Source organism: Candidatus Mesenet endosymbiont of Agriotes lineatus (genome assembly GCF_964019585.1).
Taxonomy (GTDB): Bacteria; Pseudomonadota; Alphaproteobacteria; order Rickettsiales; family Anaplasmataceae; genus Mesenet.
Map to the genome: position 1 here is coordinate 303,392 of NZ_OZ026454.1, position 13,493 is coordinate 316,884.

Genomic DNA, 13,493 nt, shown 5'->3' on the forward strand with positions numbered 1-13,493 from the left:
AAATTAATATGGACCGAATACATACAAGAGACAAAATAGGAACAAATTTTTGCATTCTAAGAACATGTCTTGCTAAGAACATGTCTTGAAAGGACTTAAGTAGTTAATTTAGCAGGCATAACAGTAATCATATTAAAGAGGATATTAGTTTTTGAAGTAAGGGGAGAATGCTCTTACTCATACGCCTAAAATTGGAGAGCCAAGCAAATCAACAATCCAACGCTTCGGTATAACCTCAAATCCTACAATATCAGCAGCTTTCTTGGCTATTGTGATCCTGTCTTGATTAAGCATCTATTTTTCAGGTTACCCTTGATCAGCAAATGTAATGTGGGTGTTTTCTGTTTTGCTTCTATCAAAAGATCTGAAGCTCCCTCGCGGTCTTGAATGCTTGCACTATCTACTGTAATATGACGTTTCTACCCTTTTGCCAGAATCATATCCTCTAGATCCCCTTTTTGAGTTGTTTTCACTGATTAACTATTCCTACTGAAGGTGTTTTATTTTTGCCAACTTTTACTAATTTCCAATTTGCCATTACCTGAGAAAATAATCATACACCGTTTTCCATGGCGGAAAATCCTTTGGCAGCATTCTCCACTACCTCTCATTATATACCTCATCGCATTAATAATTATTCTGATATTGTGCTTTCTTCTATCGCTCCTTGTGCAACTTGTGGCTCTAAAATTTTCCATTCCTTGTCACTTATATCACCCATCCTATTTTTTGCTTGCCTCATTGTATTCTTTTCTTTTTCAAGACATGTTCTTAGGTCTCATGATAAATGATTATTGTTATGAACAAAATGCAAAAGAACTAAGAGAAGAGATTGATAAATACTATCGTAAAAAAGTGGGGAGAAAAGAAGAAGTGGGGAATGTGCTAATTTTTGCATTAGATAAATTGGCAGAGCTATACCAAGAACTCCAGATAGCGGCATAGAGGTCCATTCCAGCACTTTGTAAAGTTGCGTAAGCTGGAAGTGGTAAATCATTTCCATGAGAAAATTTTTTTATTTCAATAGGTAAGATTTTTTGTATATTTAAACTTCAATATTATTTTAAATAATATTTATCAGAGCAATAAATGCAAGCCTTTATAAAAAAACTTAAATAATTTATAAAACTTTATGACTTACCTGAAGCTATAAAAAATATATACAAATTTAATTCATCTTTATTATAATTAGCACATCTATAAACATCAGGAAAATAATATGTTAAACAAATTCATAATATCATTATTCATTTTTAGCATATTTTCTCTTCCAGCTATTTGTTTTGCTGGTGATAATACAATATTTAATGCATTTTTTAGGATGAATAGTTTCGATCCAGGTTCCATGCCTTCTCCACCTATATTAACTAAATTTGATGAACGAGTACTAAAACTTTGCGGAGATTGGGGTAACAAGCCTACGCAAGATGAATTTGTCGCAATGCTTACGGAGCCAGAATCTCAAGGTGTTGTTAATGACATTTATAATGCACTTGAACATACAGTAATTACTCCAAACACAGATATTGATACTTTTGTTGCAGAGCTTTCACAAGTTTGGTTCCATAAAAATGGATTTACACATATCTTCTGTGGTGATCCAAAAAAAAATAGATTAGGTGGATTGCATTTTGTTGGGAGAATTTATGAAGCTGAGAAAAAGCAGTGGGCAGGAGTAGATTCAGAAGTATATAAAGAATCATCTGAACATGATGCTTTCTTTGCAACAGGAATTGAATTCTTAGATTTAAGAGGAGCAAAAAAGAGAAAAAATGCAAGCAGTTTTGATAAAGATTTACATGCTGATGATATATTAACCTATGCAACTCTGGCATTTAAAATGGTAAAAGAAAAACAGAAAGATAAGATTTTTTGTAATTATAATTTAAATGGTTATACAGGGATAGGAGTTTTTTTAAAAAATCAAAATGATAAAGCAATCATAACTTTCTACCCTAACCTTCCAATTTCTCCCCTTATTATTCCAAAAACTCCGGATGCGTACTATTCAGCAGAAGAGTATATTGAAACTGATTCAGGTCAGATAGCTGGTGCTGAGGTTAATGAATTACCTGGTGATGATTTCTATGAAAAGCTAAAAATACTTATGGAGCAAGCAGAAAAGAAATAGTAATTAAGGAATTAAAAGCAAAGGCATTTGCCATTGCCTTTACTTTTCTATATACTGAAAGGAAATTTCAACTTTGTGATGTACTATGAAATTTACATTATCTTGGCTCCTTGAATATTTAGAAACTGATGCAACTTTAGAAAAAATAGCTAATAAACTAACTAGTATAGGACTAGAAGTAGAAGAAGTAATTGATAACTCTCACTTGAGTAGCTTTGTAATAGCACAAATAACTGAAGTACTAGATCATCCAAATGCTGATAGACTCAAAATCTGCAAAGTTAATAACGGCAGAGAGACTTTGCAAATAGTGTGTGGAGCAAATAATGTAAAAGCTGGCATGAAAACAGTCCTAGCACAAGTAAGTAGTATTTTACCAGTAAGCGATGCAACCATTACTGCTACTAAAATTCGTGGGGTTTTAAGCAATGGTATGCTTTGTTCTGCAGATGAATTAGGTCTCTCCATTCAAGCAAGTACTGGAATAATAGAGCTGCCTGATAGCTGCAAAATTGGAGAAAGCTTCTTTTCTTGTGATTCAGTCATAGATGTAAATATTACACCTAATCGTGGTGATTGTTTAAGTGTATATGGTATTGCCCGCGATTTAGTTGCAACTGGTATCGGTGCATTGAAAGCGAGAGATGTTCCTAAAGTAGAAAGTTCTGTACCATCTCCTATTACTCTGCAAACTACAGATGAAGAGAGCTTTATCTCTGGTAGATATATTAGCAGTATAAAAAATGCAGAAAGCCCGAAGTGGTTAAAGGATAGGCTCCAAGCTATAGGACTACGTTCTGTTTCTACAGTGGTTGATATAACCAACTACGTGATGCTTTCATTTGGCAAGCCACTGCATGCATATGATGCAGATAAGATAAATGGTCAGCTTATTGTACAAAAGGTTAACAAGCCAAGAGAATTTACTGGTTTGGACGGTAAAAACTATTCACTTGCAGATGGTGCAAATATTATTGCTGATGATAAAAATATCCATGGAATAGCCGGCATTATAGGTGCTAAGTGTAGTCAATGCCTACTGGATACTAAAAATATTTTTTTAGAATCAGCGTGGTTTAACCCTATTTCAATAGCTAAAACTTCCCGCAGCATTGGTTTATCTACTGAAGCTAGCTATCGCTTTGAAAGATTTGCTGATCCTGAATTTGTCATCAATGGTTTAAACATAGCAACGGAGATGATTTTAAACTTATGTGGTGGCTCTATATCTGATGTTGTATCTGCAGGCAGGTCCATTAAGCACAAGAATGCAATAAATTTTGATTATAGAGAAGTAAATAGGCTAGGTAGCGTAGATATACCTCTAGAAGAAGTGTTTAATATACTGATAAAATTAGGTTTTACAATTAATAGAGATAGTAATGATTCTTGGAGTGTTTGCGCTCCATCGTGGAGATCTGATATTCAAATGCCTACTGATTTGGTTGAGGAAGTGGTGCGAATATATGGATATGAGAAAATAAAGGAGGAAGAATTACATATATGTGATGCCCAAATACCTGGTACATTGCAGGATAAATTACGTGTATTGATGTCAAGCCGTGGTCTAAATGAAGTACTGACTTGGTCGTTTATGGATGAAAAAATCGCTGAAAAACTTGGTTATTTTAACAAGACATTTTTAATTACAAATCCATTAAATAGTAATTTAAATATTATGCGGCCAAGCATTGTTCCAAATTTATTACAAATAGCTGAAAGTAATATTGCTCGTGGTATATTTGATTTAGCAATTTTTGAGATTGGGCCAGTATATAATGATGATTTAGTTTTAGATCAGCAAAAATTCGTTTTAAGCGGGCTGCGTTCTGGAAATAATTTACCACGTAATTTATACAAAACTGATCGTGAAATTGATGCCTTTGATGTTAAAGCTGATTTTATGTCGGTGTTACATTTTTTAGATATTGATTGTAATAATATTACTATTCAAGAATGTGATCTACAATATTACCATCCAGGTAAATCAGCTATTGTGCGTTTTAATAACAGACCTATTGGCTATTTTGGTGAACTGCACCCTAATATTACTGACCTTAAACAGAAAGTTATGTGTTTTGAAATTATATTAAGTGGTATTGAAAAGCTGCCAGTTCAAAGTAAAAAGTACATTGATTATAAATATCAAAACGCAAAACGTGATTTTGCTTTTTTAGTTGATAAAGACGTAGCAATAGGTTCTATAATTGATTCAGTAAAAAACAGCAATCTGGACCTTATAACCGATGTTTTCATATTTGATGTATACAAAGAAATAAACGACTACCCTTCTAAAATGTCCGTTGCTTTTTCTGTTATACTTCATTCACCTGACCATACTTTAACTGAAGATGAGATTAAAAAAGCATCTGATATAATAATTAACGCAGTTGGTAAAAATACTGGTGGTGAATTAAGATCAGCTTAGTTATAAGCACCTTCATAGTAAATTTTCGCAAAAATTTTGCCTCCATAGATTTTTAAGTAATTACAGCTCATCCACTAGAGGTGATAGGATAAGAATTTAAAATGCCAGCAGTTAAGGAGAAAAGCAATGCAAACATTGGATGTATAAAAAATGGCAGAAAAAAACTCGGAGCACAAAATTAAATTTGCGCAAAACTCTATCGGAAATGGCTAAATTTTAGGGTAATATTAATTTTCTAACAATACATAGAGGATTAAAAAAAGACCTACGGATATAAAGAAAGAGATGAAATTTAAAGGAATTGTGAAGATGAATCGACAATACAAAACTATTGCCAAAAATGCCATAAAATCTGGAAAATAAGTAATGGGACGACCTTTGAAAGAACACTTGGTTTGAGCAATTTTTAACGCTAATTTTGCAGCCTTTAACAATTCCATAAATCCAAAAAAATCAGTGGCTTTATTTCCACCCCGACTTTAATCTCACTATTGGTTTGTTATCAATAACCTGCTTCTATGTGTAGTTCAGATTATTATGAGTATTGCTATACTACCTATTTGAGTAGCTTTATGAATAGGCAAGCTAAAGATTTTTTTATCATACAATAATCTATTATCTATTAAACAGATAATAGATTATATTAACTAAAATCCAATAGTATTTTTTGTCCATTCATATTAGTATTTTCATTATGCACCTAACATAGCTTCATTTATGCTAAGCGGTAGTTTTTTCATATTATATTTAGGGTCAGAGGCAATACCATAAACTTTAGAAGGAGGGTTAACTTTTTCTTTAATTCCATGAATAATGCCTTTAAGCAATGCAACAAACACTGTTTCACCATTGCTATCTGCTCCAGGGACTCTATGCTCTAATCTACATTTTTGTTTATCACCTGCAGTATATGGCAATCTAATAGCAGTAGTTCTATTATTTCCTCCCCAACTAACGGTAGTAGGTGTGTTAATATCATGGTATTTGTATCTAAGATATGAATTATCATTTGGAGCAAAACAAAGCATGTGTTTTTTCATCAAGGCACACAGTCCACCAATGCTATATAGGAAATAATTCTTTTGCTGCAAATTGGGAGCAGCAAACACATTACGGTTATTAAAGTCTAGTAGACTTATATGTACATTTAGTGCACTACCTGCTTTATTTATATAAGGTTTTGCCTCAAAGCTAACCTTACCTTTTAAACTACTAATTCGTTCGAAAATGATTTCTTTTACTAAATTTAAATGTTGTACTAGAATATTTAGTTTGGTGTAAGTAGAAGTTTTCAGCTCATACTGATTTTCGGAAACTTCTTTATTGAAAGATATGTTCATGCTTTTACTCATTTTTATAAAAAGAAGATCTACCTCTCTCTGACCTACTTCTTCAGCATAAAATTCAAGCTCAATACCAAATACAGGAAATAACCCTAACCTTTTATTCATATATTCTAGAAGCTCACCCAACACAGTATTTTACTATTCTTTAGGCTTTTCACTATATTCGTGATCTTCTTCTATATTACCTTCATTATTTTCTATATAATCATCACTTTCATAACTCTCTTCTATATCATCTTTACTGATTTCATAATCTTCTTCTTCATAATTACTGTCTTCTTCATCATATATATCTTCAAGTTGATCATCTTCATATACAGAATTCTGTTTTTGTTCTTCATCCAAAGATGGTAATTCATCAGCATTTTTTGCTAAAGAATCATCATCTTTTTTGTTTTCTTTGACTCTCAAAGGAGAGTTATTTGGATCATAAGGCTCTTGCACAGGGACAAAGGTTTTCTTAAGCAACTTTCTCATAAACGTTTTATCAGAATAGTATTGGATCTTTTTAGATTTAATTGGATATGTCGACTCTATTAGCACTATCTGCTCATCACGTGGCAACATAATAATCTCTTGTGGTAATAAAAGAGCCCTTTGTGTTTCTGAAATATGTAGCGATCTTGAAGCCGGGTTTAAATCTAAAAATTTAGGTCTATTTAACGACTCCTGCTGTACTGTCTTATTACCTATCAGCTGCGATATTAAATTAGCTGTTTCAATGTTATTTGCAGCAAAAGTTATTCTATAAGTAGAGTTTGATAAGAAGGAATTCATTCCTGCTTCTTCATATATCCCTTTTAGCTGTTCTGTATCTTGGACTATTAAGAATAACCTTACGTTATAACCGCGAAAATATGCTATTCCTATTTGGAATTGTTCCATCTTTCCAAGAGTTGGAAATTCATCCATTAAGAACAATACTCCATACGGCTCATCTTCTGTAGGTAAACGCCTACACAGGAACTCTGTTGCCTGCTGGTAAAAAACCTGCATTAGCGGTCGCAACCTATTTAAGTTGTCAGGTGTTAAACCAACATATACTGAAACTTTTTTTCTCTTAAAATCTTGAATATTAAAATCACTTGATGCAGTTGCAGTATCTATTAAAGGGTTTGCCCAAAGTTCCAAAGAAGAATTCATAGTGGATACAACACCAGATCTTTCTTTATCGGCTTTTTGCAAAAAAGCTGCAATATTCATATATGCTACAGGATGTATTATTTTTCCTATAGTGTCTAAAACAACAGCAAGATTATATACAACATCATCACTACGCATTGTACGTACTACTTCTCCAAAAGATTTAACTTTCTCTGGAGCAGCAAGTAGATAAAGCACTACACCTACAAATAAACTACGTGCTTCGTTTTGCCAAAAATCTTGTTCAGGCATTATAAGATTAGCTATTTTTTGTACATCATCTACCATTTGTCCTGGTTTATTGCTAATCCAATCTAAGGGATTATAACAGTGACTAACCCCATCAGGTTGAGCTGGATTCCAGACAAAAACTTCTTGTTTTTGATGCTTTCTCCATCCACTTGTAAGTTCATAATTCTCCAATTTTATGTCATGTACAATCACAGAATCAGTCCAAAATAATAAATTTGGAATTACAAACCCTACACCTTTACCAGATCCTGTTGGTGCAAACAGTAGTGCATGTTGATACCCACTTGCAATAAAATAACCTTTTTTATCTTTACCGAGAAGTATCCCCTTTTTGCTTCTTAAACCAGCTTTACGTATATCCTTTTCTGATGCCCATTTTGAATCTCCGTGTAAGGATTCTTTTTTCTTAAATAACCTCCAATTAATTATTGTCTCCCTCATATTCCACAATATTACGCTCAAAATTAAAAATGGAACCGTAACAGATATAAGCAATTTAACTTGTATCATGAAACTGTAATTGTTTGGATTGTTCCAAGCATCTGCAATATAAACAAAAATTGTTGGCCACAACCGATTTGGAAATTGAGTTAAACTTGGATTTATAGCTTTAAAGTCCACATAATCTGGACCCCATACAAGAAGAACAAATAATATACCAGAGATATAAAAACAAAATTCCAGCACAGTAATGAGTATTATACTTGCTGCAAAAATATTACGTATATGACTTGTACCTTGACCTTTCTGACTCATAAGTATGACCCTAATTTAGCTATTTATAAATATTTTGACGTAAAATACTAGTAAACAATATTTCGGATACATATCTTATACCACTGCCTGCTCGCTTTAATTGAATTACTATGTCAATTACATTTATAATATATTCCATTATTTGTTCTGGTGGAATACCAATGTTTGCTTGCATAACCATTAGCTTTAATTGTTCAAGTGCCATTTTTGGTGTATCTGCATGTAAAGTAGATATAGAACCTGGATGACCTGTATTAATGGCACGTAGAAAACTAAACGCTTCAACTCCACGTAACTCTCCAACTATAATTCTATCAGGCCTTAAACGTAAGCATGCTTCTATTAAATCTTGTGTAGTTACTTTTACTCTGCCTTGCCCTCCTTTTGAAGCAATAAGATGCACTCTATTTGGATGATCATTAAGTATAATTTCTCTTGCATCTTCAACAGTAATTAACCTTTCATTTTGTGGAATAGTACGCAAAGCAGCGTTAGTAAAGGTAGTTTTACCAGTTGAAGTACCTCCACTAATTATAATGTTTTTTTTACTTTTTATTGCATATTGCAAAAAGTCTTTTATTTTCTTCTGTTGCAATAAAGAACTTAAAATAACTGCAGTACTATCTTCTACATTTTCGGTAATAGTATTTAAAAATGCTCCTTTTTTTTCATACTCATCAAGGGTTAACTGTATTGCTGAAGGTTTTCTAATAGACATGATTACTACATTTGTCTCACAAGCTGGTGGAAATACCACTTGTATACGATAACCATTAGGTAAAGTTGCAGAAAGAAGTGGTTTCTCAGCACTGATTTCCTGGGAAGTATTTTGTGCTACTAGCTGGCCTAATTGCCTTAGATGATTAAAATCAATGCTTGATATTGCATCACATCTTACCTCACCATGTTTTTCTATCCATACTTCGCCTGGCTTATTAATTGAGATCTCATTAACCCCTTCTTCTTTGAAAATTGCCTCTAGCGGTTTAAGATACGTATTTAGTGCTTCCTCACTCCCACTCATTGTATAATTTTTGTTGATTTTATTGCATCAGGGGGGAAAAAGATATCTTGATTTACAAATATTTTAACTAAAGTACCTTGATCAATATATGCTGTTGGCTTTGTATTTGTATACCTGTTAATAATATTTTTTATAGAATTAGAAACATCATTAACGGCCTGCGATATTGTTTGAGCTAAAAGAGGAGCAGTAGTTTTCTGCTTACCATCAGGATCAGTTACTATTGTAATAGCCTGGTTTGCTTCCCGTATTTGTGAAACTGAATAAGCTGTACCAAATGAAACCCCAGCTAAAAGTATTGTTGAAATTAGAGCATCATATATCTTATCGTCGACAATAGCTGATAATCCTTGTCTACCAAGTTCATCTATACCAGGAGAATTCACTGCAATGTCTACTCCATGAGGAAGCATTATTCTGTTCCATGTAATATCAATGCGCCTTTGCCCAGGCTGATTGTCAAATGAGTACTGTCCTATTAGTCTTGACCCCTTAGGAATTAGCACTATATCCCCTGCTTCAGCATAAACATCTCGACTAATTATAGCACGTATCATCCCAGTTAAATCAGTGTTAACTGATGTTTCTAGTACTGCATCAATTATTTTCCCCTGAGCAATCATAAAATTCAATTGCCCCATACTTGTTGCGCTTGATTGTGTTGCTGCAGTTTTTTGTATGGTACGTAAAACAATGCCTTTCTTTTTGTTATCACTACCTTCATTACTACTTGACGATGATGACCTATTCTCGCTCATTACTAACATTTGTGTACCTCTTCTCTCTCGTGAATAACCGCTAGTTCCAAGAGGCAGCTGTGAAACTTGAGGTGCAATTGTGGACTTAGGTGGAATAGGAATTTGACCAACAGACTCGGACATTTTAGGTAATTTAGGCTTTTCTAAAACAGGAGAAGGCAACGAAGGTATTATTGAAGGTATAACTATTGGTGGTAATTCTGGTAGCTGATTTGGAACTACTATAGGAGGGAAAATTTCTTGTGGAACTTGTTCAGATTCTTCAATTAATTTATTAATGTCTTGTTTTTGTTCTTTTTGTACTTTATCAGTATCAGAATATAAATAATATATCAAACCACCAGCCAGTAATATAATAGCTAATGTTACTATTTTTTTCTTTTTGCTTACACCTACAATACTGACACTACTTTCAACTTCTGATTGTTGTAATTCACTATCTCTTTTAGTATCATAATTATCATCAGCCATAACTTAACCACTTTAGCTATTATTTATAACTTCAATATATTTACTTTTATAACGCATAAGCAATCTTTTGTGTACTCCTTTTATTATAATATAATCATTAAATGATAACATTTTGTATGGCACTTCATTACCCTTTTCATCTTTTATAAAAATTTTTGGTATATTATTGCCCTTAAATTTAAAATATGTTAAAGACCCATCATCAAACAACTCACTCGGTACTATATCATCACTATTTTCACCTGCATTATAAATGTAGTTATGTTTTGTATTATTTATTTCTATTATTTTGTCTAATTTTTCCTCAGTGTAATGCATCTCCATTGGTGTAGTAGATGTAGGTTCATCATAATCAAATTCATTTTCATTTTTTGGGTAATAAAAGCGTACTATATATGATAAGTCCTTTTCTGCAGAAAAATCATAATTTTGATTTGCCTGCTTAGTAGAGTTAGCCCTGCATATGATATCAAATACATAGCTCCTTTTTTTGCTGGTAATTACAATCATGTTTGTTTTACCATTTGGTTCAACTGGCATTATAAAAAGTCTGTTGCCTATATTTCTCACTTTCCAGCTTACCGAATCACCTATAGCAATTGTTTGAATTAACTCTCCTTCATCAAATTCAATATAAGAATGATAACCGTAACTTAAAACTACTGTAAAAACCTCATTTGGGCTATATACAAAGGTTTTTATCCTACTATCTACTGCAATGGGAACATCATGATCTAAAGCTATAGCTGCTGATGTACTTATGCTAACAAATAAACAAAAGCTTAATAATATTTTATAAAAACTCATTATCTGACCTGTAATAAGTTATACGAAAACCTAAAGGATTAATATATCTTTGTTGCTCATTCATTTCCATAGATACATATTCAAATGCTAAAATAGCAATTTTGTCCTTTTTTATAACATTACCATTTTTTTCATTAAATTCTAGAGTAAATCTTACCTGCACTTGACCAGGGCTCAAATTTTGAATAGAACGAATTTTCAACTCGCTATCACTCACATTTGCATATAAGTTAACCGGACTATTTGCGTTGTTTAGATTTATAAAATTTCTAAATTCAGTGTAAATTTTTTGAGTAGAAAACATCCTAACTTTTATATGATAGTTATATTGAAAATTATTAGGATCGAAAAGCTCACGTGTCCTAATATATTCTACAATAAAGTGATTGTTTAGAACTATATCAGCAGAATATTGTTTTACTGTTATTGGATTTACTAAAGTCACTATACCAGTCTTCTTTTCTATTTCTACAACAAATGGTTCTATAGTCTTACTTGTACTAATTTTCAAAATGGTTACAATACTTGTTGTTATTACTCCGAATAACAACAACAACAATAGGAGTAAAACATTCCTCTGTATTACTATTAGGTTGTAACGATTTGAATACCAGTTGCTTTGCTGATGCTCAGTATTGTTATTACTGTTTTCTATATCGTTCTTTTTTTTAAAAAGCTTAAACATGGTACCCTATTTTAGAATCTTACTTAGGTTCAATATGACCTAAACGTTTAAATTTTGTTTGTATATACGAATTATTATATTGATTATACTGTGTGATAAGTTCTATTCTTTTTGTGATCTGGATTCCATACCTTTTTAACTCTATTACCTTTCTTGGGTTATTTGTGAGTAGGCAAATTTTTACTATATCTAATTTTTTAAGAATATTAGCTGCATGTACAAAATCTCTTTCATCGTCATCAAATCCTAACATTGCATTTGCGTCTACGGTATCAAATTTGTAATTCATCTGCAAACTATATGCTCTTAATTTATTAACTAAACCAATGCCCCTTCCATCTTGATTTAAATATAATATAATCCCTCCACTCGTATTTGCCATCATAGTTATAGCATCATGCAATTGATTATAACAATCACATGAAAGACTTTTTAATAAATCTCCAGTATAACATGAGGAGTGTACCCTTACTAGAGGTTCGCTGTAATCTGGCTTACCAATTATAATTGCGTAATGTTCTTTGCTATTACAAACAGTTCTATATACTATAACACTTACTTCTTTACAATTACTTAACGATAATGGTGTTTTACATACTTCATACAAATCATTATTATGTTTATAATTTATAACATTAGATTTTTTTAGACATATTACATCATTTTCACTACACCATTTCTGCATTACTACATCGTTTTCAAATCCCATATCCACTACTAAAGCAAGCGGAAGTAATTCTGTCATTTTCAATATACTAATAGCATACTCATCAAGCTCTCTATACTTTTCTATATTCTTTATTTGATAATTCTTCTGCTTGTGCCAATTTAAAATATCACTTAAGTCTTCAAAATTATCTATCTGTAGTCGGAAAAACTTTTCTTTACCAATATCATAATCTTTCGTCATATGCTGTAATTTATTTGTAGTAATTACAACATAGACATTGTTGGTGATTGTTTTGTATTTTTTAAGTAAGCCTTCTTCTAATATCTCAACAGCAGCAAGTAGAATGTAAGAATCATGATCAAATACGATTATTGGCATACCACGCCTTATTTCACCTAATGCCCTTTCAACACTATTTTTCTCTTTATTGTAAAACATCATAATTTTTAGGTATATTTTGTGCGGTCGAGAAGACTCGAACTTCCAAGGTTATAAACCACAGCGACCTCAACGCTGCGTGTCTACCAATTCCACCACGACCGCTATTTAAAAGTTAAATGATACCTTACCATCCAAACAACTGCAACTATAACAATCAAGTAAAGAAAATCTTTAGTTCTTTCAACAATAAAGAATGTAGAAATCTACTAAAACTCTTTAGAAAAGAAAAAATCTTACTCTAGAAACAAGTTGCATTTCCTCTCTCTTCAGAACCTTGTTGTAAAGTAACATTTGGTTCATTTAATGTAGATACACGCTGTTTTTGTAGAACTTCTGCAATTTCCTTATGGCCTTTAATGGCCATATCTTCTGCTGTTACACCATACTTATTATCCTGTGTATTTACATTAGTACTAGCTTCTATCAACTTTTCTACAATTGCTGGATAACCATTTCGAGCAGCAAGCATTAGTACATACTCAATGGCATCACTCTGCTTTTTATCAAGGCCATTTATGTAGTTAGGTGGGTGATCTTCGCCTTAAGCTTTAGTATTTTAGTGATTTGATATGGATATATGG

11 protein-coding genes and 1 tRNA gene are annotated in these 13,493 nt (G+C 32.3%); 3 read left to right on the top strand and 9 right to left on the bottom strand.

The window, feature by feature from the left end:
- The first annotated feature begins 780 nt into the window (after nucleotides 1-780).
- The 3 genes from AACL19_RS01470 to pheT all read left to right on the top strand — a co-directional run bounded on the left by AACL19_RS01470 (nucleotide 781) and on the right by pheT (nucleotide 4,559).
- Nucleotides 781-945: a hypothetical protein gene (locus AACL19_RS01470; protein WP_339046115.1), complete on the top strand. Its 165-nt coding sequence runs from the start codon at nucleotides 781-783 to the stop codon at nucleotides 943-945.
- Nucleotides 946-1,219: 274 nt separating this feature from the next.
- Nucleotides 1,220-2,131, top strand: a complete 912-nt coding sequence (locus AACL19_RS01475) for an EndoU domain-containing protein (protein WP_339046117.1) — start codon at nucleotides 1,220-1,222, stop codon at nucleotides 2,129-2,131.
- 85 nt (nucleotides 2,132-2,216) lie between these two features.
- Nucleotides 2,217-4,559, top strand: coding sequence for a phenylalanine--tRNA ligase subunit beta (gene pheT, locus AACL19_RS01480; RefSeq protein WP_339046119.1), 2,343 nt, complete (start codon nucleotides 2,217-2,219; stop codon nucleotides 4,557-4,559).
- A gap of 692 nt (nucleotides 4,560-5,251) precedes the next feature.
- On the opposite strand, the gene AACL19_RS01485 is transcribed toward pheT, so the two are convergent.
- The 9 genes from AACL19_RS01485 to AACL19_RS01525 all read right to left on the bottom strand — a co-directional run bounded on the left by AACL19_RS01485 (nucleotide 5,252) and on the right by AACL19_RS01525 (nucleotide 13,429).
- Complete coding sequence (locus tag AACL19_RS01485) at nucleotides 5,252-6,010, bottom strand: glutamine synthetase (RefSeq protein ID WP_339046121.1); 759 nt, start codon at nucleotides 6,008-6,010, stop codon at nucleotides 5,252-5,254.
- A 33-nt stretch (nucleotides 6,011-6,043) separates the two neighbouring features.
- A complete protein-coding gene (locus AACL19_RS01490) occupies nucleotides 6,044-8,056 on the bottom strand; it encodes a type IV secretory system conjugative DNA transfer family protein (protein ID WP_339046123.1) in 2,013 nt (670 codons plus the stop codon).
- 19 nt (nucleotides 8,057-8,075) lie between these two features.
- Complete coding sequence (gene virB11, locus AACL19_RS01495) at nucleotides 8,076-9,080, bottom strand: P-type DNA transfer ATPase VirB11 (protein WP_339046125.1); 1,005 nt, start codon at nucleotides 9,078-9,080, stop codon at nucleotides 8,076-8,078.
- Complete coding sequence (locus tag AACL19_RS01500; protein WP_339046127.1) at nucleotides 9,077-10,309, bottom strand: TrbI/VirB10 family protein; 1,233 nt, start codon at nucleotides 10,307-10,309, stop codon at nucleotides 9,077-9,079. The genes virB11 and AACL19_RS01500 overlap by 4 nt, the downstream gene beginning before the upstream one ends.
- A gap of 12 nt (nucleotides 10,310-10,321) precedes the next feature.
- Entirely contained in the window at nucleotides 10,322-11,116 is a 795-nt protein-coding gene (gene virB9 / locus AACL19_RS01505; protein WP_339046129.1) for a P-type conjugative transfer protein VirB9, read from the bottom strand.
- On the bottom strand, nucleotides 11,103-11,801 hold the full coding sequence (locus tag AACL19_RS01510) for a type IV secretion system protein (protein WP_339046131.1): 699 nt from the start codon (nucleotides 11,799-11,801) through the stop codon (nucleotides 11,103-11,105). Before AACL19_RS01510 ends, virB9 begins: the two co-directional genes overlap by 14 nt.
- Before the next feature lie 19 nt (nucleotides 11,802-11,820).
- The gene (gene ribA / locus AACL19_RS01515; protein WP_339046133.1) at nucleotides 11,821-12,912 is read right to left on the bottom strand and encodes a GTP cyclohydrolase II RibA; all 1,092 of its coding nucleotides are present in this window, start codon (nucleotides 12,910-12,912) and stop codon (nucleotides 11,821-11,823) included.
- Nucleotides 12,913-12,931: 19 nt separating this feature from the next.
- Nucleotides 12,932-13,014, bottom strand: a tRNA-Leu gene (locus AACL19_RS01520).
- Between the two features lie 136 nt (nucleotides 13,015-13,150).
- The gene (locus tag AACL19_RS01525; protein WP_339046627.1) at nucleotides 13,151-13,429 is read right to left on the bottom strand and encodes an ankyrin repeat domain-containing protein; all 279 of its coding nucleotides are present in this window, start codon (nucleotides 13,427-13,429) and stop codon (nucleotides 13,151-13,153) included.
- Nucleotides 13,430-13,493 lie beyond the last annotated feature (64 nt).